Below are 22,368 nucleotides of genomic sequence, written 5' to 3'. Positions count from 1 at the left end.
CTACCTGCGCGAGCGCTATCTCTCCCACCGGCTCCTGGCCGACTACGAGGCCGTCGTCGAGGCGTGCTGCCAAGCCTGGACTGCGCTCGCGGCAGAGACAGGCCGCATCAAGTCACTCTGCGCCTACCCCTACTTGGAACAGATCAGTTCATAAGCGCGGCGGTATAACTTGTGCTAATTTGAAATGGACTATGTACAGCGAGTTTGAATTTTTTGTACGCTCAGACCGATCCGCGCCCGATCGAGCGGCCCATCTGCCGGCGCTGGTGACGATGACGTCCGTGAACGCTCCTCCATCGAGGCCCGCGCCTTTGTGCTGGGGAAGCCATCCATCTGTGATGTGCAGGCTCTCCTTATCGACCGCGCCCCTCGCAAGCCTCATCACGCAAGCGCCTCGGGATAGCCTTGCTCTAGGTCGCGATCACTGCCGCGACCAGACACCCGGCCAGCGCGAGATCGCGGACGGCGTCACGCTCGACATCGCCGCGACCGTGAAAGCAAGACCTTGCAGCGACGCTGGAGTGCGAGCGGCTGAAACGGCGGCGTTTAACCTCGCAGCCTCAGGCCACTATGGCCATTTCCATCCTGATCGAGGGCTTCTACAAGCCCGTGCGGTCGCACTCAGCCCTGGGCTACAGATCCCGCGTCCACTACGAACGGAGATGCTCGCCGAACCACGGCTCTCAAGCGTTCCATCACTCCACCAAAGCGGATCAACTCCAGAATTCCGCCACACCCGCAGCTGCTTGCTCTCGCATTCTTACGGGAGCTGACGTGTGCTGCAGCCGATATCAGTTATCTTTTTGCCTCGCGGGCACGTGGTCTCGTCGGAGATAAACATGAAAGGCAAGTACAACTTGCATTTATTCTCCCCCAAGCGCCGCGAATATCGCGCTGCGCAAAGACGCTTTGACAGGAAGTGGTACATTTCCTCTAATTTGGACGTAGCTGAAGCGGGTGTGGACCCTCTATCTCATTACTTGGAATGGGGCGCACCAGAGGGCCGATGGCCGATGCCGTTGTTCGATAGCAACTGGTATGAGTTCGCATATCCGGAATACAGACGCTACGCGCGGCTTCCGTTTCTGGACTTCATCTTGCGTGGCGAGGGAGTCGGACTGACACCCAACGGATTGTTCGACAGCTCATGGTATGCGGCAACCTACAAGGTAGCCATACACCATGCCCTCGATGACTACATTGCCCACTGCACGACCAGGGACCCGCATCCCCTCTTCAACACTAAATGGTACATCGAGCGGTATCCGCACGTCATCGGTTCCGGACTCACGCCGCTCACCCATTATCTTATTGACGGGGCAGAGAAAGGGTACGATCCGCATCCCTTCTTCGATGCCAACTATTACGAAGGACAAAACAGGGAAGAGCCAAAGATATTTGCCAATCCCCTTATTGATTATCTGGTAGATCCTCGAAAATGGAACAAATCGACTCATCCCATTTTTGATGGAGATTGGTATCTTTGTACAAATTCAGATGTTCAAATTGACAGCATCAACCCTCTTCGCCACTTCGTAGAGAATGGCGGCCGCCAGGGTCGCGATCCATCACCGCTGTTTAAAACTAAATGGTACGCAAATACATATGCCAGTTCGATGGACGCCGGCACGAACCCTGCCATGGACTACCTGACTGGTGGAGTTAAAGCCGGCCGCAATCCGAATGCCTTATTCGATAGCGCTTGGTATCTCCTGCATAATGGTGACGTTCTCGAGGACAACCTAAACCCACTGGCCCACTACATCCGTTCGGGCTGGATGGAAGGCCGAGATCCCGGACCGAAGTTCGACAGCGCTTGGTACCAGTCCCGCTACCCAGACGCGGACAAGTCCGACATTATCCCGCTTGCACATTATCTCACAGAGGGCCAGGCGAGGGGATACCTGCCGCGCGCACCGGATCGGGACACGCCCGACTGCGACGCCCTCGACATTCCGTTCGAGATCCTTCAGTCACCCGGAACACTGGCCGACACGGAAGCCTGCTTCTACGTCACGTATTCTACGCACGGCAGGATCCACGATCACATCATCAGGCAACTCCGCGTCCTGCGGCAAGCAGGCCTAAAGATTGTTCTAATCGTCGCGACAGACGGGCTGACGGAGTCGCTTGCGTCAGTGGCCGACTCCGTCGACGGACTGCTCGTGCGCATCAATCACGGCTGGGACTTCGCCGCCTGGGCGACGGCCCTCGCGGCCCTTCCTGACGCTTGGACGGCGCGCCGCCTGATCCTGATGAATGACAGCCTCTGCGGACCGACGAGCCAGGATAGCCTCTCTGCAATCCTCGACGGCGTCCGGGCGAGCGACAAGGATATTGTCGCGCTGTGCGACAGCTATCAGGCCAAGCACCACCTCATGAGCTTCTTCACCGCAGTCACCTCCTCGGGCCTGCGGAACCCGCGAGTTCGCGCATTCTGGAATGGAATCAGAAGCAATCAGGATAAGCAGGTCGTCATCAACGAGTACGAGATCCGCTCGATCGAGCGGTGGAAGGAGGAGGGCGTCACCATCGACGTCCTGTTCCCGGCTGAGGCGGCTGACCCGGCGACGCTGCCCCCGAACCCCACGCTGCACGGATGGCGTGGCCTGCTCGCGCGCGGGTTTCCGTTCATCAAGGCACAGTTGCTGCGGGAGCGGCCGCATGACATCGACGTCACAGGCTGGCAGACCGCCTTCAGCGCCGAGCCTGGCCTTGCCGCCGAGATCGAGGCGTATCTGACCGAGGATCGGGGCGGCGGTAGTTCGCAGCGGCCTGTGCCGAGCCCGAAGCAGCGCTTCAGCCAACCCGATGCCCTGAAAACCTACTACGGCGCGACCACAAGTTGCCGGCCGGTGGACGAGGTCGATCTCGCACTGGAAGTGCCGTTCGCCTTTCTCGACGGGGGCAAGCCGACTCTGCCCGCGCGCGTCGCGATCATAGCCCACATCTTCTACACAGATTTCTGCGGGGAGTTGCTGGAGCACCTGTGCCACATGCCCGTTCCGGCCGATGTGTTCGTCTCGACAGACACTGAGACGAAGCGGAAGGAGATCGAGGACGCGCTCAGCGCGTACACCGACGGCGATCTGACGGTACGTGTATTTCCCAACGTAGGCCGCGATATCGCGCCGATGGTTGTCGGATTCCGTGACGTCTTTCGAAACTACGACATCTTTCTCCATATACACTCTAAGAAATCGCCTCATGATGATGCGTTCTCGTCCTGGCGTGAGCACCTACTTACGAACTTGATCGGCAGCAGGTCCACCGTCACGTCGATCCTGCACATGCTGACGGCACAGGATATCGGCGTTGTATTTTCTCAGCATTTTCCAGCAGTCAGACATCTGCTGAATTTTGGCTATAACTACCAGAAAATGAAGGATCTGCTCGCGCGTTGCGGTGTCGCCTTATCAAAGGATCTGGTGCTGGAATTCCCGTCGAGTTCGTTCTTCTGGGGCCGATGCGCGGCTCTTGAGCCGCTGCTCGCGCTCGATCTGGATTGGTCGGATTTCCCGGCGGAGGGCGGCCAGATCGACGGGACGACCGCACACGCTATCGAGCGATCCATCCTGTACATCGCCGAAGCAGCCGGCTTTCGCTGGATCAAGGTGGCAGCGGACCGCAACGCTTCGCTGTCCCACCTCGTCTCAGTCACGGACGAGGATGAGTTGAGTGTAGCATTGCGTCGTGTTCACCGGCCACTGCTGTTCAACCGCGTTCGCCGCCCTAAGGACGCGAACTTGGTCTCCGAGATCAATCCGCCTCTGGTTCGCCGCGATACGGGCGCACGCCCGCGCTTCAACCTCATCGTGAACACGCTGCAGCCGGCCAAGTTCTTCGGCGGCCTCACCACAGCCATCCGCATCTTCGAAGATATCGCGGCGCAGATCGGCGGTGACGTCGACCTGCGCATCATCAGCATCTCCGAGAGGATCGATCTGCTGTCGATGTTGCGCTTCCCCGACTACCGCCTGATTCCAATCTCGTCCGTCCGGGACGATCTGCCCCGGACCGTGCTCGACGCGAGCGAGCGGCAGCGCGGCTATATCACGGTGCGGCCCAACGACATTTTCCTGGCGACGGCGTGGTGGACCGCGCACACCGCCTACCAACTCCAGGACAGGCAGAAGAAACTCTTCGGCCGGCACCGGCCGGTTATCTACTTAATTCAGGACCACGAGCCGAATTTTTATAACTGGTCGTCGCAGTTCGGGCAGGCCCAAGATACCTATTTCAAACCGACCGATACTATCTCGCTGCTCAACTCGGAGGAGCTGGCGAACTACTTCTTAGAGAACTACCGGCTGGGACAGGCGCGGGTCATCCCGTTCGAGATCAATCCGACCATCGCGGCGGCGCTGTCGTCGCTCCCGCGCGAACGCATCATCCTGGTGTACGGCAGACCGGGAACGGCGCGGAACTGCTTCGAGATCATCTGTCAGGCGATCAGCCTGTGGCAGCGCTCCGACCCGGTGGAGGCGGAGCGGTGGCGGATCGTCTCCGCCGGAGAGGAGTTCGATCCCGTCAGGGTCTCGCAGGTCCGGAACTTGGAGGTGCGCGGAAAGCTCAGCCTGCCGGAATACGGTGACCTTCTCAGCCGGGCGTCGGTCGGCGTATCGCTGATGGCCTCGCCGCATCCGAGCTACCCGCCCCTGGAGATGGCCTATGCCGGCCTTCACACGGTGACGAACAGCTTCCTCAACAAGGATCCTGCGAGGCGGTCCGAAAATATCCACTCCGTGCGCAGTTTGAACGCGGAAGATCTCGCACTCGCGCTCGAACAAGCCGTCCGGTCGGCCTCCGCGACGATCGGATCGCACGTTCCGACCCGACCGCTCGCCGACCTGCCGTGTGATATGCCGCGCTACGAATCGCGCGAGGTGGCCCAGATGACCCGCGACCTGTTCGATCAGGCTCGCTGATTGCACCCCGCCGCTCGCCTGCCACCGCCGGGGGAGCGGCAAGCATCTCAGGGTGGGGGCGCCTGCGGCACGCCTGCCCGCCGCATCGTCCCCCCTTGATAGTGGTATAGCTCCAGGCGGTCTACCAGAGTGACCGATGGGGCGATTCGGTCAGGGTATATGTGCGCGAGGTCCAACCGGCTGGTCGGAGGGTTAGGCGATAGAGCGTCCACAGCCCGGGCCGGGATTGAGCTGATCAGACCCGAGCCGACTTCAGCCGGGCTACCACCGAACGAAGCCAAGCCCGTCAGGCGTTTTCGCGGCCGTACACGTCCTCGATCCGGACGATGTCGTCCTCGCCCGTGTAGCTGCCGACCTGCACCTCGATCAGCTCCAGTGGGATCTTGCCCGGGTTCACTAACCGGTGCACGCAGCCAATCGGCAGGTAGATCGCCTCGTTCTCGTGCACCAGCGTCACCGCTCCATCCAACGTCACTTCGGCGGTGCCGCGCACAACCACCCAGTGCTCGGCGCGATGGTAGTGCTTCTGGAGCGACAGTCGGCCCCCTGGTGTCACGGTGATCCGCTTCACCTGGAACCGCGATCCCACATCAATCCGCTCGTAGGATCCCCACGGCCGGTGCATCCGCCGATGCGCATCCGCCTCGGGCTCGCCGCGCGCGCGCAGGTCCTCCACCAAGGCCTTGACCTCGCTGCCGGCCTCGCGGCTCGTCACCAACACGGCATCCGGGGTGGTGACCACCACCACGTCGTCGAGCCCCACGACCGTCGTCAGGATGTCGCCGGAGCTGTGCACGAGGCTGTTGCGCGTGTCCCGCACCACGGCCCGGCCGCGCAGGGCGTTGCCGGATCCGTCCCGGTCCAAAACCTCCCACAGGGCACCCCAGGTGCCGATATCCGACCAGGGAAAGTGCACCGGCAGCACGCCCGAGCGCCGGGTGCGCTCCATCACCGCGTAGTCGATGGAGATCTTCGGTGCCTGCGCGAAAGCGGCCGGATCGAGCCGCACGAAGTCGAGGTCGCGGCTGGCCCGCGCGAGGGCCTGCTCGGCGGCGTCGAGCACGGCCGGCGCATGCGTGCGCAGCTCGTCGAGCATCACGTCGGCGCGGAACAGGAAGTAGCCGCTGTTCCACAGCGCCCCTTCGGCGATCAGGCCTTCGGCGTGCGCCGCGTCAGGCTTCTCAAGGAAGCGTGCGATGGCATGGGCCCCGCTCAAGCCGGCCGCTCCGGGCAGCGGATCGCCCATCTGGATGTAGCCATAGGCGGTGGCAGGGGCGGTGGGCGCGATACCGAGCGTCATGATGCAGCCGTCGCGCGCTGCAACGGCGGCGGCCCTGACAGCGGCGACGAAGGCCGGCGTATCGCCCACGACGTGATCCGCCGCTAGGATCAACACCAGGGCTTTCGGGTCGCGGCGGGCGGCGTTGAGGGCCGCCACCGCCACGGCTGCTGCAGAATCGCGGCGCTGCGGCTCAAGCAGGATGTCGGCCGCCACGCCCACCTGGGCGAGTTGCTCCCCGACGGTGAAGCGGGCCTCCTGCGCGGTGACGACGGTGGGCTTGGCGAACACAGCGTCCACTAGGCGAAGCGCCGTGGCCTGGAACGACGACCGGTCTGCCTCCACGAGAGGGGCGAACTGCTTCGGGTGGCTCTCCCGCGAGGCGGGCCACAGCCGCGTGCCCGATCCACCGCAAAGGATCACCGGATGGATCAGGTCGTGTTCCGAGGCGGTCATCGCTTGCTCCGATACATCTGGCCTTGCGCTTGTCGGATCAATCCGGGCGCATGCAGACACCAGGCGTTTCCTCCTGGCGCTGTGTTGCGTATGGCCCGCGGCGTCTCAGGACAACTGCCACGTCCGCCGCCGGATTGCACGTCACGGACCGGACATGGGACCCATGAGCCGGCCGGATCGATCGGCGCAGGGATAGCCGGTACTGTCTCCAAACGAAACGCGAAGGCGCCCGATGCGGAGCGCCGGCCGAGCGCTCCACCCCAAGCCCCACCGCGCCGTGCCGGCCGAACCCGCAGTTCTACCCTGAGGGGCTCTGACCAGCATACGATTTCACCGGCGGCCTGCATCGTCCGCCATCAACGGGGCAATGAGGGAGGTGCGGACGAGCGCGGCGTCCGACCTTTGGGACGATGCCCGCCGGACCGTCTTGAACCGCACCGACGATGCGATCGATCATAGGAACCGCCTCAAGGCCGATGGAGAGTTCATGAGCAGCTTGAAGTTCGGGACGAGCGGCCTGCGCGGCCTCGTGACAGACCTCGTAGGGGGGCCGAGCTACGCCTATGCGAGCGCCTTCTTCCGCTCCGTCGCGGCGGGCGGCACCGGCCGCGAGGTCGTGATCGGTCGGGATCTGCGCGACAGCAGTCCGCGGATCGCCGGAACGGTGGCCAGCGCCGCCGCGGCGGCCGGCTTCAACGCCGTCGATTGCGGCGCGCTGCCGACCCCGGCCCTGGCGCTGGAGAGCATGCGGCGGGGCGCCTGCGCCGTGATGGTGACGGGCAGCCACATCCCGGAGGACCGCAACGGCCTGAAATTCTACCGGCCGGACGGCGAGATCACCAAGGCCGACGAGGCCGCCATCCTGGGGGCCCTCGGCGGCGTCGACGAAGCGGGCGCCACGAGCACGCCCGCCGGGGCGCCGGACACCGGCGCGCTCGACCGCTACCACCGGCGCTACAGCGACGTGTTTCCAGCCACGACCCTGGCCGGCCTGACGATCGGCGTCTATCAGCAGAGCTCGGTCGCCCGCGACCTCCTGGTCGATCTGCTCGCGGCGTTCGGCGCCCAGGTCGTGCCGGTCGGGCGGTCCGCGGTCTTCGTCCCGATCGACACCGAGGCTCACCGCCCCGAGGACGTCGCCACCATCCGCGAGGCCGTGACCTCGGGCGGCTTCGATGCGCTCGTGACGACGGACGGCGACGCCGACCGGCCGCTCGTCGCGGACGGCACGGGCCGGATCGTGCGCGGCGACATCCTCGGCCTGATCACCGCCCGCACCCTCGGCATCGATACGGTCGTGGTGCCCGTCACGGCCGGCTCGGCCCTCGAGCAGGCCGGCTTCCGGCGCGTGCTGCGCACCAAGGTCGGCTCGCCCTTCGTCATCGCCGGCATGGCGCAGGCGCAGCAGGAGGGCGCCCCCTCGGTCGTCGGCTTCGAGGCGAATGGCGGCTTCCTGCTCGGGTCGGACGTGACCATCGGCGGCAAGACGCTGGCCGCCCTGCCGACCCGCGACGCGGTGCTGCCGATCCTGGCGACGCTGGCGGCGGCGCGCGAGGCCGGCCAGCCGCTCGCCGATCTCGTCGCCTCGCTCAACGCGGGCGAGACCGCGAGCGACCGCCTGCCCAACACGCCCGCGGAGCGCAGCAGCGCCCTGCTGCGGCAGCTCGGCCAGGAGGCCTTCCGCCGGGACTTCCTGCGCCAGGTCGGCACGCCGCTCGCCGTCGACGCGCAGGACGGGGTGCGGATCGAGCTCGACGGCGGACGGACCATCCACTTCCGCGCCTCCGGGAACGCGCCCGAGCTGCGCTGCTACGCGGAGGCCCGGACGGCGGCGGACGCCGAGGCGCTCGTGCGCTGGGGGCTGGGAGCCGCCGCGGCAGCCATGCAGCAGGCGTGAGGCGCCGCGCCCGACCGAGTCGGGACCCGGACGCGCGCCCTCCCGGCGGGCCTCAGGCGGGCTTGCGCCCGCGCGAGGCCCGGCGCAGGGTCGCCGCCCGCGCGCGGCGCGTCGCCTCGGCCCGGCGCGTCAGCCAGTCGAGGATGTTGCGCTCCACCCGCTCGCCCGTGTCGCGGTCGGTGAGGCGGTGGATGCGGTCGGCCCGGAAGCCGCGGTAGCCGTCGCGGTCGCGGTCGGTGCCCCCGACCAGCACCCGGCCCGGGCCGATCTTCAGCTCGTGCGCGGCCAAGCGCCGGACGCTCCAGGCGCCGCTGCCGTCCTCGTAGACCAGTTCGAACCGGCCCTCGATCGGCAGCACGCGCCACGCGCCCTCCTGGCGCTCGACGAGGAGATCCCCGGCCGGAGCCGGGGCGGGGGCGCCCTCCGGCGGCCCGCTCGCGGGGGCCTCGATCGGCCCGAAAAAGCTGTTGTCGAACATGGGATTGATATAGGTGTTCGCGCTTCGTTCTGGAAGGGGGAGGGGGCGTGTTTCCGGCCTCCCGCCGGCGTGCCGCACGGGCTCGAACACGCGGTTGAGCCGGCCGCGTTCGCGGGGTGCTCGCGCAGGGCGCGCCGCGGTCACGGATCCGTCCGCCGCAGCGCCGCCGCCAGGAGCCCCACCGCCAGCGCGGCGGTCAGCACGGCCGGGGGCAGCAGAGCCGCGAGCGCCAGCTGGCCGTAGGCCGCCGCCCCGCCCACCCCGCCGAGCAGGAGCCCGATCCACACCACCCCGTCGCCGGCCCAGTCCCAGCGCGGCCCGCGGCCGGCGAGCGCGAGACCCAATTTCTGGCCGAAGCCCGAGAGGGCGCCGGTGACGAAGGTGGTGCCGGCCCGGAAGCCGGCGACCTGGACCAGCGCGGCGTTCTGGGCTCCCATCGCGAAGGCGAGCAGCAGCGTCGCCGGGAGCGCGTCGGGACTCGCGAGCGCCAGCGCCGTCGCGGTGCCCAGCAGCAGCGCTTCGAGGGTGAGCACCAGCGCCGCGACCCACTGCGCCGGCGCAGCGCCCCGCGCCAGGCCGCCGAGCACGCTGCCGCCCGCGAAGGCGGCCAGCAACGCGCCGACGGGCAGCGCCCCCGCACCATCCGCTTGCCCGAGTGCGACGGCGAACTGCGTGGTGTTGCCGCTCATGAACGAGGTGTAAAGCCCGCCGAGCCGCAGGAAGCCGATGGCGTCGATCCAGCCCGCCGTCGCGGTGAGCGCGAGGCCGAGCGCGGCGTCGCGCAGCGGGAGCCCGGACCGGGCGGGGGACGAGGGGGTCACTGGCACGGCGGGCTTCCTCGCTGGCCGGGGCGCTTGGACTTGGGCGCACGCTAGCCTTGGGCGCACGCTCGACTTGGGCAATCGCTTGACTTGGGCACGCGTGCGTGAATGGGTGCGCCGGCTTTCGACCGGGGGCCGGCCCGGCCGCCTCCGCCAGCCCATCAGAAGAAGCCGTCATGCATCGCTATCGTACCCACACCTGCGGCGCGCTGCGCCCGTCCGACATCGGCGCGTCGGTCCGGCTCTCGGGCTGGTGCCACCGCATCCGCGACCACGGAGGGGTGCTGTTCGTCGACCTGCGCGACCATTACGGGCTGACGCAGTGCGTGGTGGACGCGGATTCGCCCGCCTTCCGGGCGGCCGAGGCGGTGCGCTCGGAATGGGTGATCCGCCTCGACGGGCGGGTGCGCCAGCGCCCGGCCGGCACCGAGAACGCGGACCTGCCCACCGGCGCGGTGGAGGTCTACATCGACGAGATCGAGGTGCTGGGCGCGGCCGCCGAGCTGCCGATGCCGGTCTTCGGCGATCTCGACTACCCGGAGGAGACGCGGCTGCGCTACCGCTTCCTCGACCTGCGCCGGGAGAAACTGCACGCCAACATCATGAAGCGCGGGGCGATCATCGATTCCCTGCGCCGGCGCATGCGCGAGGGCGGGTTCTTCGAGTTCCAGACCCCGATCCTGACCGCCTCCTCGCCGGAGGGCGCGCGCGACTTCCTGGTGCCCTCGCGCCTGCATCCGGGCCAGTTCTACGCCCTGCCGCAGGCGCCCCAGCAGTTCAAGCAGCTCACGATGATCGCGGGCTTCGACCGCTACTTCCAGATCGCGCCCTGTTTTCGCGATGAGGACGCCCGCGCCGACCGCTCACCCGGCGAGTTCTACCAGCTCGACATCGAGATGAGCTTCGTCACGCAGGAGGACGTGTTTCAGGCCGTCGAGCCGGTGCTGCGCGGCGTGTTCGAGGAGTTCGCAGAGGGCTGGCGCGTGACGCCGCGCTTCCCGCGCATCCCCTACGCCGAGGCGATGCTGAACTACGGCGTCGACAAGCCGGACCTGCGCAACCCGCTCGTCATCGTCGACGTGACGGAGGAATTTTCCGCCGAGAGCGTCACCTTCAACGCCTTCAAGACCGTCATCAAGGCGGGCGGCGTGGTGCGGGCGATCCCCGCCCCGGGCGCTGGCTCCCAGCCGCGCTCGTTCTTCGACAAGCTCAACGACTGGGCGCGGGGCGAGGGCGCGCCGGGCCTCGGCTACATCGTGTTCGAGGAGGAGGGCGGGCAGCTCACCGGCCGCGGCCCGATCGCCAAGTTCGTGCCCGCCGCCGTGCAGGCGGCGATCGCCGCCAAGGCCGGCCTCACGGCGGGCGACGCGGTGTTCTTCTCGGCCGGCACCGAGGCCAAGGCGGCGGGGCTCGCCGGCAAGGCGCGTATCCGCATCGGCGACGACCTCGGCCTGTCCGACAAGGACCAGTTCGCCTTCTGCTGGATCACCGACTTCCCGATGTACGAGTGGAACGAGGACGAGAAGCGCATCGACTTCTCGCACAACCCGTTCTCGATGCCGAACTTCGACCACGACGCCTTTCTGGCCCTCGACCCCGCGGACGCGGACCAGATCCTCGGGATCAAGGCGTTCCAGTACGACATCGTCTGCAACGGCATCGAGCTGTCCTCGGGTGCGATCCGCAACCACCGCCCGGACGTGATGGAAAAGGCCTTCGCCATCGCCGGCTACGGCCGGGATGTCCTGGAGGCGAAGTTCGGCGGCATGCTGAACGCGCTGCGCCTGGGCGCGCCTCCCCACGGCGGCATCGCGCCGGGCGTCGACCGCATCGTGATGCTGCTCTGCCACGAGCCGAACATCCGCGAGGTCGTGCTCTTCCCGATGAACCAGCGGGCCGAGGACCTGATGATGGGTGCGCCCTCGACGGTGACGCCCAAGCAGCTGCGCGAGCTGCACATCCGCCTGAACCTGCCCGAACAATCGGCCTGAGCGGGAGTGCCGCGCCTCGTCGCGATCGTCGTCGCGCATGACAGCGCGGGCGTGCTGCCCGCCTGCCTCACGGGCTTGGCGCAGGCGCACGTGCCGGCGCTGGTGGTCGACAACGCCAGCCGCGACGGCTCGGCGGACCTCGCCGAGGCGCACGGCGCCCGGGTGATCCGGATGGCGCGGAACGAGGGCTACGGGCGGGCGAACAATGCCGGCGTGCGGTCGGCCCGCGGCGCCGAGTTCGTGCTGATCGTCAACCCCGACGTGATCCTGGAGGCGGGGGCGGCCGACGCGCTGCTCGCCGCCGCCGGCCGCTACCCCGAGGCGGGGCTTCTCGCCCCGCGCCTCGTCGAGCCGGACGGGCGGGTTTTCTTCCAGCCCCGCTCGCTGCTCTCGCCCTACCTGCAGAACCCGGGCGGGCGCCTCGTCCTGCCGGAGGGGGATGCCTGCGCGCCCTTCCTGTCGGGCGCCTGCCTGATGGCGCCGCGCGACCTCTACCTCTCGCTCGGCGGCTTCGACGAAGAGATCTTCCTGTTCTACGAGGACGACGACCTCTGCCGCCGGGTGGCCGATGCCGGGCGCGCGCTCGTCCACGTGCACGGGGCGCTGGCCCGCCACGGGCGGGGCGCGTCGAGCGCACCGGCCCCGGGCCGCATCCACCGGGCGCGCTGGCATCAGGCGTGGTCGCGCGCCTACGTGTCGCGCAAGTACGGCCTGCCGAACCCGGCGCCCGGCATGCTGGCGGTGAACGGCGCCAAGGCGCTCGGCGCGCTCGCCACCCTCAGCCGGTCCCGCATCGAGCGCTACGCCGGCTCGGCGGCCGGCGCGCTCGCGGCCCTGCGGGGGCGGCGCGCGCTCGCCCGCGAGGGGCTCGCGTCGTGAGCACGGTCGCGGATGCGCTCGCGCGCCCCCACAACGGCTTCGGCATCCTGCGCCTCGCGCTGGCCCTCGCGGTGGTGGTCTCGCACGGCTTCAGCGTCACCACGGGGCGCGTCGCCGACGAGCCGCTGACCGGGCTCACCGGCTACACGCTGGGCGAGCACGCGGTGAACGGCTTCTTCGCCATCTCAGGCTTCCTCGTCACGATGAGCCTCGACCGGCGGGGCGCGCGGGACTACGCGCTCGCCCGGACCTTGCGCATCCTGCCGGGGCTGGTGGCGGCGGTGCTGGCGGTCGCGCTCGTCCTCGGGGCGGCCCTGACGCGGCTGCCCCTCGACGCCTACTGGCGCGAGCCCGGCCTCTGGCGCTTCATCGCCGACACGCTCACGCGCTTCCGCAGCAACGGCGCCCTGCCGGGGGTCTTCTCGGAGAATCCCTTCGGCTTCCCAATGGGCACGGTCTGGACGCTGAAATACGAGATCCTGTGCTACGCCGGGCTGCTCGCGGCTGGCCTCGCCGGGGCGCTGCGTCGGCGCTGGCTCGCCCCGGCGCTGGTGGCCGGGCTCTTCGTCGGGCTCCTCGGGCTCGGCCTCAAGGCCGATCCGATGCCGAAGGGCGTCGAGACGGCCCTGCGCCTGCCGCTGATCTTTGCGGGCGGGGCGGCGCTCTACCTCTGGCGCGACCGGGTGCGGCTGTCCTGGCCGGTCGCGCTCGGGCTCCTCGCGGCGGCGCTGCTCGCGCGCGGCACCGCGCTCGGGCCGCCGCTCCTGTTCGCGGCCGAGACCTACGCGGCGATCCAGGTCGCCTTCGCGCCGGCCCTGAGCCGCCCCGGCCTCGATCCGCGGGCGGACCTGTCCTACGGCACCTACCTGTACGGCTGGCCGGTGCAGCAGGCCTTGTGCGCGCTGTTTCCGGCGGCGGGCGCGTGGCAGCTCCTGCCGCCGGCGCTCCTCCTCACGCTCGCGGTCGCGGCCCTCTCCTGGTACGCCGTGGAGAAGCCGGCGCTCGGGCTCAAGCACCGCCTGCTCGGCCGCCGGCCCCTCCCGGCCCTGCGCGGGGACGCCGTCTCCCGCGTGCGGGAGGGTTAGGGCCAAAGCCCCAGCCAGCTCGATTGCATGAAGGACCGCCGAGGCTGGGGAATGGATCCCGGCCCTTGATCCGGCAGCCTCGGACGCGGGGTTTGGCGGCGCGTCTACCGCGGACCGGCCGCATCCGCGGCACGCACGTCCGAGCCGGCGTCCGACGCGTAGGCATTGATGATCCCCGCCAGCAGGCCGGGAAAGCGCGCCTCCACCTCGGCCCAACGGGAAGAGTTGCGCACCTCGACACCGTGGCGTTCACTGCGGATCAATCCGGCTTCGCGCAGCACCTTGAAATGGTTGGACAACGATGATTTCGGGATGACGCGATCCCCGACCGCCGAGAGGGCCGAACAGGCCTCGACGCAGCCAGCCCGCATGATCCTGGCGAAGATGGCCGCCCGGCTCGGGTCGGCGAGCGCGTGCAGGATCGCCTCCGGCCGCACGTCCTCGATGGCAGGGTGAAACAGAGGTCTCATCGTCCGTCCATATGGGGTCTTGAACTCCGGTCCCATAGTTCCGAAGTTCCGAACTATGGGACTATGGCCTCCATCCCGGAGCCGGCCCAGACCGGAGAGTAGCGCACATGTCGAAGCTTGAGGGCAAGGTCGCCGTCGTGACCGGCGCATCGAAGGGCATCGGTGCCGGCATCGCCAAGGCCTTGGCGAAGGAGGGCGCGGCCGTGGTGGTGAACTACGCGTCCAGCAAGGCGGGGGCCGACGCCGTCGTCGCGGCCATCGTCTCGGCCGGCGGCAGGGCCGTCGCGATCCAGGGCGACGTGTCCAAGGCGCCCGAGGCGCAGGGCCTGATCGAGGCGGCGGTCAAGCAGTTCGGCCGGCTCGACGTGCTGGTCAACAATTCCGGCGTCTACGAATTCGCGGCGATCGAGGAGGTGACCGAGGACCATTATCGCCGCCTGTTCGACATCAACGTGCTCGGTGTCCTGCTGACGACGCAGGCGGCCGCGAAACACCTCGGCGAAGGCGGCAGCATCGTGAACATCTCCTCGGCGGTCACTCATGTGCATACGCCGACGGCGGCGGCCTATGCGGGGACCAAGGGTGCGGTGAACGCCATCTCGGGCGTGCTCGCCAACGAGCTGGCCCCGCGCAGGATCCGCGTGAACGTGGTCAGCCCGGGCTTCGTCGTGACCGAGGGCACGCATACGGCCGGGGTCGTCGGGTCCGATATGGAAGCCGGCCTGGTCGCGCAGACGCCTCTCGGCCGCGCCGGTCAGCCGGACGACATCGCCGGCGTGGTGGCGTTCCTCGCGTCCGACGACGCCCGCTGGTTGACCGGCGAGGTGATCACCGCCAGCGGCGGCATCCGCTGACCCGCGCCGGCTGTGCCTGCGCGCGCCATCGGGACGGAGGGCGCGCAGGGGCAACAGTCGGGGGCGAGCGTCGGCAGACCGCGACCGAACAGCGACGACCGGCCGCTGAGCGTTCGGCCGTCGCTCCCTTCGGACGCGGACCGTCGCCGATCCGCCGGACGTGGTCGCAGGCCTCCGCCTCGTCGGCCGCCTGGGAGTGGACCTCCTCAGGGGGCCGCCATGGGTCGGAACCACCCCTCGCAGGGTCAGGCCGATCGGGGTCTGCCCCCGTGTCGGGCGGCCTAAGCAGAGCTGCATGGCGCAACTCTGCTTAGAGCATTGTTTTTGCATCATTTTCGCCGCCGAACCGGTGACCACTTCGGCGAATGATGCTTAGCCCGGCGCGTGCGACAGCGCCGCGATCGCCGCCGGGAGTTCGCCGATGTCGTCGATGACGGCGTCGGCAGCCTCCGCGTCGTCCGGACGGCCGTAGCCGTAGCGCGCCAGGATCGCCGCGACACCGGCCGCGCGCGCCGCCTCGATGTCGTGATGCATGTCGCCGACCAGAACGGCCCGCCCGGGAGCGGTCCCGAGGCGGCGCAGCGCCTCCCAGACCGGCTCGGGCGCGGGCTTGCGGTGGGCGAGCGTGTCGCCGCCCAGGACGGCGTGGATCGACGAGGCCAGCCCGACCGCCTCCAGGATCAGACCGGTCGCCCGCGCCGGCTTGTTGGTGACGACGGCCAGGGCGAAGCCGGCCTCCCCGAGGCGGCGAACCGTCTCCGCCGCGCCCGGGAACAGGCGCGTCCGGGTGGCAGCGACCGGCTCGTAGACGGCCAGGAAGGCCGGTAGCAGGGCGGCGGCGCGGTCCGGATCACCCCCGGTCGCCTGCAGGGCGCGCCGCACCAGCGCGAGGGCACCGTCGCCGACCATGGTCCGCACCTCGGCGGCCGTGACCGGGCGCAGCCCCTCCCGCTCCAGCACCGCGTCGAGGGCGAACCCGAGATCGCCCAGGCTGTCGATGAGCGTGCCGTCGAGGTCGAGGAGCACGGCGTCGAAGCGCGATCGGTCGAGGGGCATGGCGGGACCCGGAGTGGCGCCGGCCGTCGCGACTGTCAAGGTCGGTGCGGGGATCCGGCCCCGTCCGCCGCGATCGCCGGCCCGGCGCGGGGAAGGGGGTCCGGCCCCTCGCCCGTCGGCGGCGCCCCGCCCAGCGCCGCGATGAGCGCCTCCGCCCGCCCGCTCTGGAGGAGCGGCACCAGCGCCCGCACCCGCTCGGGCGGCGCCTCCCACCACGCGGTGGCGAGAAGCCCGGCCACGATCCCGGGGGGAAAGCGGTGGCGGATCACCCGGGCCGGGTTGCCGCCGACGATGGCGTAGGGGGGCACGTCCTTCGTCACCACCGCGCGGGCCGCCACCACGGCGCCCGGGCCGACCGTGACGCCCGAGAGGATCATGCAGCCGGAGCCGAGCCAGACGTCGGCCCCGATCGCCACGTCGCCGCGCGAGGCGTGGTAGGCCTCCGGCGCCTCGACCCCGGGCCACAGGCCGCGCATCGCCGCGAACGGGTAGGTCGTCACCCAGTCGGTGCGGTGGTTGCCCCCGAGCAGGATCTCGACCTTGTCGGCGATGGAGCAGTAGGGGCCGATCGTCAGTCGTGCGCCCGATTCCGGGAAGCGGACCTTCGGCCTACCGTAGGAGTAGGGGCCGATCTCGAAGCCGTAGCGGCGCGCGAGCCGGGCCAGATGCAGCCGGGTCTCATTGTGAGGGTTGCGCCTCTCCCGCAGGCGGTGCAGGAAACCCGTCACGCCCGGATCGCCTCGCGGCGCCGAGGTCCGGGAGACGACGCGCCGGAGCGCGCGAGCCGAGGAGAGAACGCGGTGAGCGGCAACATTTCGGACGATCTCAAGAGCGGCGCGCTGTTCTATCACCGCAATCCGCGGCCCGGGAAGCTGGAGATCCAGCCCACCAAGCCGCTCGGCAACCAGCGCGACCTCGCGCTCGCCTACTCGCCGGGCGTCGCCGCCGCCTGCGAGGCCATCGCGGCCGACCCGGACGAGGCCGCGACGCTGACCACGCGCCAGAACCTCGTCGCCGTGGTCTCGAACGGCACCGCGGTGCTCGGCCTCGGCGACATCGGCCCGCTCGCCTCCAAGCCCGTGATGGAGGGCAAGGCGGTCCTGTTCAAGAAGTTCGCCGGCATCGACGTCTTCGACATCGAGGTGGCCGAGCGGAACGTGGCCAAGCTCGTCGACGTGGTGGCGGCGCTGGAGCCGACCTTCGGGGGCATCAACCTGGAGGACATCAAGGCGCCGGAATGCTTCGAGGTCGAGGAGCAGTGCCGGGCCCGGATGAACATCCCGGTCTTCCACGACGACCAGCACGGCACTGCGATCATCGTGGCGGCGGCGATCCTCAACGGGCTCGAACTCGCCGGCAAGGATCTCGGCAAGGTCAAGGTCGTGACCTCGGGGGCGGGGGCGGCGGCGCTCGCCTGCCTCAACCTGCTGGTCTCGCTCGGCGCGCGGCGCGAGAACATCTTCGTCACCGACATCGAGGGCGTGGTCTTCGAGGGCCGCGAGGCGCTGATGGACCGCTGGAAGGCGGTCTACGCGCAGCCCACGGAGGCACGCACGCTGGCGGACGTGATCCCGGGGGCCGACGTCTTCCTCGGCCTCTCGGCGGGCGGCGTGCTCAAGCCGGACCTCCTCGACAAGATGGCCGAGAAGCCGCTGATCATGGCGCTCGCCAACCCCTATCCGGAGATCATGCCGGACCTCGCCGAGGCGCGCCGGCCCGACGCCATGATCTGCACCGGGCGCTCGGACTTCCCCAACCAAGTCAACAACGTCCTGTGCTTCCCCTACATCTTCCGGGGCGCGCTGGACGTCGGCGCCACCACCATCAACGAGGAGATGAAGGCGGCGGCCGTGAAGGCGATCGCGGCGCTCGCCCGCGAGACCCCCTCGGACGTGGTGGCCCGCGCCTACGGCGGCGAGGCGCGGCCCTTCGGCCCGCACTCCCTGATCCCGAGCCCCTTCGACCCGCGCCTGATCCTGCGCATCGCGCCGGCGGTCGCCAAGGCCGCGATGGACACCGGCGTCGCCAAGCGCCCGCTGCCGGACGTGCAGGCCTACGCCGACTCCCTCGACCGCTTCGTCCACCGCTCCGGCTTCATCATGAAGCCGGTCTTCACCCAGGCCAAGCAGGACCCCCGCCGGGTGGTCTACGCCGAGGGCGAGGACGAGCGGGTGCTGCGCGCCGTGCAGGCCATCGTGGAGGAGGGGCTCGCCAAGCCGATCCTGGTCGGGCGTCCGAGCGTGGTCGAGACGCGGCTCAAGCGCTTCGGCCTCTCGATCCGGCGCGAGCGCGACTTCGACCTCATCAACCCGGAGGACGATCCGCGCTACCGCACCTACGTGCAGACCTACATGGACCTCGCCGGCCGGCGCGGCATCACCCCGGACGCCGCCCGCACGCTGGTGCGCACCAACAACACGGTGATCGGCGCGCTGATGGTGCGCCGGGGCGAGGCGGACGCGCTGATCTGCGGCCTGGAGGGCCGCTTCGAGAGCAAGCTGCGCACGATCCGCGACATCATCGGGCTCGCCCCCGGCGCCAAGGACCTCGCGGCGCTGAGCCTGATCGTGACGGGGCAGGGGGCCTACTTCCTGGCCGACACCCACGTGCGCCCGGACCCGAGCGCGGAGGAGATCGCCGACGTCGCCATCGCCTGCGGCGACACCGTGCGCCGCTTCGGACTCACGCCGAAGGTCGCGCTGGTGAGCCACGCGGATTTCGGCTCCTTCGACACGCCCTCGGCGCGCAAGATGCGCGCCGCCCTCGCGCTGATCCGCGAGCGGGCGCCGGATCTCGAAGCCGACGGCGAGATGGGCGCCGACACCGCGCTCTCGCAGATGGTCCGCGACCGGGTGCTGCCGAATTCGCGCCTGAAGGGCGAGGCGAACGTGCTCATCATGCCGAACCTCGACGCGGCCAACATCGCCTTCCAGGTCTCGAAGATGCTGGCGAACGCCCTGCCGGTCGGCCCGCTGCTGATCGGCCCGGCCCGGCCCGCCCACATCCTCACCCCGTCCGTGACGGCGCGCGGCATCGTCAACATCACGGCCGCCGCCGTGGTGGAGGCGCAGGCGCGCGCGGGCGTCGAGGCGCGCTCCGAGACGGGCGCGGAGGCGGGGACGCCGCTGACCTCGGAGTGAGGCTCAGGGCGGCCGGCGCGGCGGTCTTAGGAAAGATCAAGGACCCGACGCGCGTCAGACGCTTCTCTGTCCGTCGGAGAGGCGGTGCCGGCGGCACCGCGCGGGCGGAGGGGGCGGGTGATGCGGATGGACACGGCGTGGGTCGTTGCGTCCCTCTTCGTGGCCGCGCTCTTCGTGGCCACACTCTTGGCAGCCTCGGTCCTGGGCGGAGCCGGACCGGCGGCGGCGCAGGCCGGCGCGGGCTCCTGTCCGCCGCCCCTGAAATTCGCGGCCGGCGCCTGCGTGGCCACCTGCCCGGGCGGGTACGAGGACCAGGGCCGGGTCTGCGTCTACCGCAGCCTGTCGCGCTGAGCCGCGCGCCGCGATCCGGCGAAGGGACGGCGTGAGGCGATGGCGCGGCGCGCCCTCCTCGGCCCCTCGCTCCCGGCCCGCTGGCTCGCCGAGACCGGGGTGCCGTTCGGCCTGCGCTCGGCGCTCTCGGCCCTGGCGACGCTCTGGCTCGCCATGCGGCTCGAACTCGACACCCCGCACTGGGCCGCCTGGACCGTTCTGGCGATCGTGCTGCCGACGCGCGGGCAGGTGGGCCTCAAGGGGCTGTGGCGCGTGGGCGGCACGCTGATCGGCCTCGTGGCCGGCGTCGCGGCGGTCGCGGCCTTCGCCCAGGCCGGCCTCGCCATGGGGGCCTTTCTGGCCCTCTGGTTCGCGCTGAACGCCTATGCGGGCAGCCGCCTGCCGGGCTTTCCGGCGCACGGGGCGGCGCTGTCCGGGCTCACGGCCGGGCTCATCGCCATCCTGAGCGCGGCGTCCCCCCTCTCCGCCTTCGCCACGGCGCTCGCCCGCGGGGCCGAGATCATGCTCGGAGTGGCCTGCGTCTACGTGGCGAGCGCCATCGCGGAGGTGGTGCAGGGTCCCCCGGAGCACCCGGCGCCCCCGCCGAGCGGGATGCCGGACGGAGCGGCCGCCCTGGCCAACGCCGTGCGGACCTTCCTGGTGACCGTCGTCGCCTGGGCGGTCTGGACCGCGACCGCGTGGCCCTCCGGTGGGGTGTTCGTCCTCTTCTCGGGCGTCGTCGCGGTGGTCTTCGCGACCATCCCGGACGCGGACCGGCGCAGCCGCGCCTATCTCTGGGGCGCCGGCCTCGGCCTGGGCGCCGGCCTCGTGGTCAAGTACGGGTTCCTCGTCGCGCCGACCTCGTTCGGGCTTCTCGCCGCCACGCTCTTCCCGTTCCTCTTCATCGGCGCGGTCGGCATGACGGACCCGCGCACCGCGAGCGCGGCGCTGGGCTACAATCTCTCCTTCCTGATCGCGGTGACGCCCGCCAACCCGATGCAGTACGACCTCGCGGCCTCGCTGAACCAGTGTCTCGCGGTGTTCGCCGGCATCGCCTTCGCGACGGCGGCCTTCCGGCTGGTGCTGCCGGACTGGCTCTGGAGAGCCGCGCGATGATGCCGCTGCGCGAGATCGACCTGCTGGGCGTGCTGGTGTCGCCCTTCGCGCTGTGCATCCCGGTGGCGGCTGCGGGAACCTGGGGCGCCGTCGCGGCCCTGCGCCGGCTGCCCGCCGCCGGCCGCCTCGGCCATTCGCCGCTCCTCGAACTCGCGCTGTTCGTCGGGATCCTGTCGTCCCTCGTGCTCTCGCTCGGACGGGTGTGAGATGGCCCCGCGCGACCCCGATCCTCACGGCCGCGCTCCGGCGGCAAGTCCCGCCCCGGTGGCGCCCTCCGCCTTCAACCTCGCGGCGGTCGCGATGGCGGCGGCGGGGGCCGCGCTGCTCGCCTGGCTCGCCTGGATCTACTACGTCGACACCCCCTGGACCCGGGACGGCAGCGTGCGCGTGTACACGGCGCAGGTCGCGCCCGAAGTGTCCGGGCGCGTGACCGCGGTCGCGGTCGCCGACAACCAGGCGGTGCGCAAGGGCGACCTGCTGTTTCGGATCGACGACCGGGACTACCGCATCGCGGTGCAGCGGGCCCAGGCGGCGCGCGACCGCGCGGAAGCCCAGAAGACGAACGCCCGGGCGGAGGCCGACCGGCGCGAGAAACTCTCCGACCTCGCGGTGAGCGCGGAGGTGCGCCAGACCTTCGAGAGCACCGCGCAGGCCGCACAGGCCGCCTACGAGGGCGCGATGGCGGACCTCGCCGCCGCCAGCCTCAACCTGGAGCGCACCGAGATCCGCTCGCCGGTGAACGGCTACGTGACGAACCTCCTGCTCCAGGCCGGCACCTACGCCACGGCCGGCCAGGCCGCCATGACGCTGGTGGATTCGGACAGCTACTGGGTCGCCGGCTACTTCGAGGAGACGCAGCTGCGCCGGATCCGCACGAACGATCCGGCCGAGATCCGGCTCATGGGCTATCCCGACCGCCCGCTCGCCGGGCGCGTGGAGAGCATCGCCCGCGGCATCCAGGACCCGAACGCCTCGCCGGGCGTGGCCGGGCTCCCCTCGGTCAATCCCGTCTTCACCTGGGTGCGCCTCGCCCAGCGCATCCCGGTGCGCATCCGCATCGAGCACCTGCCCGAAGAGGTGCACCTCGCCGCCGGCATGACCGCGACCATCCATGTCCGGCCGGACGGCGCGGCCGCGCCGGCCCTCGCCGACCGGGCCGGGACGGGCCGCTGACCGGCCTCCTTCGCGGAACGGGTCGGGCCTCCCCGTCGTTCTTCCCGCCGCCGGCCCCGGAGGCCGGCGCATGGTCGGTCGGGAGAGCGGAATGAGAGTGGCGCGAACGGCTTCAGTGCTGGTGGTGATGACCCTCATGGGAATCGGCGCGGCCGAGGCCAAGGGCTGCATCAAGGGCGCCATCATCGGCGGCGTGGCGGGGCATTACCTCGCCGACCGCGGCATCGTCGGGGCGGTCGCCGGCTGCCTGACCGGCCGCTACATCGCCTCGCGCAACGCCAAGCGCCGCGACGTCGATTACGGGGCGCGGGTGGTGCCGAACCGCGGCTCCGCCCCCGCTCGCGGCTATTCCCGCCGCGACTACGCGTACTAGTTCGGATGAGACCGGGCCGCGCCGTGCCGCGGCCCGCCACGA

At 69.9% G+C, this 22,368-nt stretch carries 18 protein-coding genes; 12 read left to right on the top strand and 6 right to left on the bottom strand.

Annotation, left to right across the window (positions count from 1 at the left end; all coding sequences use genetic code 11):
- Window positions 1-839: 839 nt before the first annotated feature.
- Window positions 840-4,928 carry a rhamnosyltransferase WsaF family glycosyltransferase gene (locus tag ACKUB9_RS30100; protein WP_407529669.1) on the top strand — a complete coding sequence of 1,363 codons (4,089 nt, stop codon included), beginning with the start codon at window positions 840-842 and terminating at the stop codon, window positions 4,926-4,928.
- A 286-nt stretch (window positions 4,929-5,214) separates the two neighbouring features.
- Here the strand turns inward: ACKUB9_RS30100 and ACKUB9_RS30095 are convergent, their stop codons facing one another.
- Window positions 5,215-6,663, bottom strand: a complete 1,449-nt coding sequence (locus tag ACKUB9_RS30095; protein WP_407529671.1) for a mannose-1-phosphate guanylyltransferase/mannose-6-phosphate isomerase — start codon at window positions 6,661-6,663, stop codon at window positions 5,215-5,217.
- 487 nt (window positions 6,664-7,150) lie between these two features.
- On the opposite strand from ACKUB9_RS30095, the gene ACKUB9_RS30090 reads away from it, so the two are divergent.
- Entirely contained in the window at window positions 7,151-8,560 is a 1,410-nt protein-coding gene (locus ACKUB9_RS30090) for a phosphomannomutase (protein ID WP_407529673.1), read from the top strand.
- A 52-nt stretch (window positions 8,561-8,612) separates the two neighbouring features.
- Here ACKUB9_RS30090 and ACKUB9_RS30085 read toward each other — a convergent pair whose 3' ends face one another.
- Together ACKUB9_RS30085 and ACKUB9_RS30080 are read right to left on the bottom strand one after the other, a co-directional pair.
- The gene (locus ACKUB9_RS30085) at window positions 8,613-9,038 is read right to left on the bottom strand and encodes a hypothetical protein (RefSeq protein WP_407529675.1); all 426 of its coding nucleotides are present in this window, start codon (window positions 9,036-9,038) and stop codon (window positions 8,613-8,615) included.
- A 140-nt stretch (window positions 9,039-9,178) separates the two neighbouring features.
- Window positions 9,179-9,865 (bottom strand): YoaK family protein, encoded by a 687-nt coding sequence (locus tag ACKUB9_RS30080; RefSeq protein ID WP_407529676.1) that lies wholly within the window; start codon window positions 9,863-9,865, stop codon window positions 9,179-9,181.
- A gap of 170 nt (window positions 9,866-10,035) precedes the next feature.
- Between ACKUB9_RS30080 and aspS the strand changes: the two genes are divergently transcribed.
- The 3 genes from aspS to ACKUB9_RS30065 are packed head-to-tail and all read left to right on the top strand — an operon-like array spanning window position 10,036 to window position 13,814.
- Entirely contained in the window at window positions 10,036-11,850 is a 1,815-nt protein-coding gene (aspS, locus tag ACKUB9_RS30075) for an aspartate--tRNA ligase (protein WP_407529678.1), read from the top strand.
- A 6-nt stretch (window positions 11,851-11,856) separates the two neighbouring features.
- Window positions 11,857-12,729 carry a glycosyltransferase family 2 protein gene (locus ACKUB9_RS30070; RefSeq protein WP_407529679.1) on the top strand — a complete coding sequence of 291 codons (873 nt, stop codon included), beginning with the start codon at window positions 11,857-11,859 and terminating at the stop codon, window positions 12,727-12,729.
- Window positions 12,726-13,814 carry an acyltransferase family protein gene (locus ACKUB9_RS30065; protein WP_407529681.1) on the top strand — a complete coding sequence of 363 codons (1,089 nt, stop codon included), beginning with the start codon at window positions 12,726-12,728 and terminating at the stop codon, window positions 13,812-13,814. Before ACKUB9_RS30070 ends, ACKUB9_RS30065 begins: the two co-directional genes overlap by 4 nt.
- Before the next feature lie 104 nt (window positions 13,815-13,918).
- Here ACKUB9_RS30065 and ACKUB9_RS30060 read toward each other — a convergent pair whose 3' ends face one another.
- Window positions 13,919-14,284, bottom strand: a complete 366-nt coding sequence (locus ACKUB9_RS30060; protein ID WP_407529715.1) for an ArsR/SmtB family transcription factor — start codon at window positions 14,282-14,284, stop codon at window positions 13,919-13,921.
- A 107-nt stretch (window positions 14,285-14,391) separates the two neighbouring features.
- On the opposite strand from ACKUB9_RS30060, the gene ACKUB9_RS30055 reads away from it, so the two are divergent.
- Window positions 14,392-15,138 (top strand): glucose 1-dehydrogenase, encoded by a 747-nt coding sequence (locus tag ACKUB9_RS30055; RefSeq protein WP_407529683.1) that lies wholly within the window; start codon window positions 14,392-14,394, stop codon window positions 15,136-15,138.
- Window positions 15,139-15,510: 372 nt separating this feature from the next.
- Here the strand turns inward: ACKUB9_RS30055 and gph are convergent, their stop codons facing one another.
- On the bottom strand, window positions 15,511-16,194 hold the full coding sequence (gene gph / locus ACKUB9_RS30050; RefSeq protein ID WP_407529686.1) for a phosphoglycolate phosphatase: 684 nt from the start codon (window positions 16,192-16,194) through the stop codon (window positions 15,511-15,513).
- A 35-nt stretch (window positions 16,195-16,229) separates the two neighbouring features.
- Window positions 16,230-16,910: a CatB-related O-acetyltransferase gene (locus ACKUB9_RS30045; RefSeq protein WP_407529717.1), complete on the bottom strand. Its 681-nt coding sequence runs from the start codon at window positions 16,908-16,910 to the stop codon at window positions 16,230-16,232.
- Between the two features lie 84 nt (window positions 16,911-16,994).
- On the opposite strand from ACKUB9_RS30045, the gene ACKUB9_RS30040 reads away from it, so the two are divergent.
- The 6 genes from ACKUB9_RS30040 (at window position 16,995) to ACKUB9_RS30015 (ending at window position 22,326) form a co-directional block, all read left to right on the top strand.
- Window positions 16,995-19,334, top strand: coding sequence for an NADP-dependent malic enzyme (locus ACKUB9_RS30040; protein ID WP_407529689.1), 2,340 nt, complete (start codon window positions 16,995-16,997; stop codon window positions 19,332-19,334).
- Window positions 19,335-19,460: 126 nt separating this feature from the next.
- Window positions 19,461-19,685: a hypothetical protein gene (locus tag ACKUB9_RS30035; RefSeq protein WP_407529692.1), complete on the top strand. Its 225-nt coding sequence runs from the start codon at window positions 19,461-19,463 to the stop codon at window positions 19,683-19,685.
- 39 nt (window positions 19,686-19,724) lie between these two features.
- Window positions 19,725-20,780 (top strand): FUSC family protein, encoded by a 1,056-nt coding sequence (locus tag ACKUB9_RS30030; RefSeq protein WP_407529694.1) that lies wholly within the window; start codon window positions 19,725-19,727, stop codon window positions 20,778-20,780.
- Window positions 20,777-20,986, top strand: coding sequence for a DUF1656 domain-containing protein (locus ACKUB9_RS30025; protein ID WP_407529697.1), 210 nt, complete (start codon window positions 20,777-20,779; stop codon window positions 20,984-20,986). Before ACKUB9_RS30030 ends, ACKUB9_RS30025 begins: the two co-directional genes overlap by 4 nt.
- Before the next feature lies 1 nt (window position 20,987).
- Entirely contained in the window at window positions 20,988-21,953 is a 966-nt protein-coding gene (locus ACKUB9_RS30020) for an HlyD family secretion protein (RefSeq protein ID WP_407529699.1), read from the top strand.
- Window positions 21,954-22,044: 91 nt separating this feature from the next.
- The gene (locus ACKUB9_RS30015; protein ID WP_407529700.1) at window positions 22,045-22,326 is read left to right on the top strand and encodes a hypothetical protein; all 282 of its coding nucleotides are present in this window, start codon (window positions 22,045-22,047) and stop codon (window positions 22,324-22,326) included.
- The last annotated feature ends 42 nt before the right edge of the window (window positions 22,327-22,368 follow it).

Source organism: Methylobacterium oryzisoli (assembly GCF_046557895.1).
Taxonomy (GTDB): domain Bacteria; phylum Pseudomonadota; class Alphaproteobacteria; order Rhizobiales; family Beijerinckiaceae; genus Methylobacterium; species Methylobacterium oryzisoli.
This window is presented reverse-complemented; position numbering and strand designations above follow the sequence as displayed.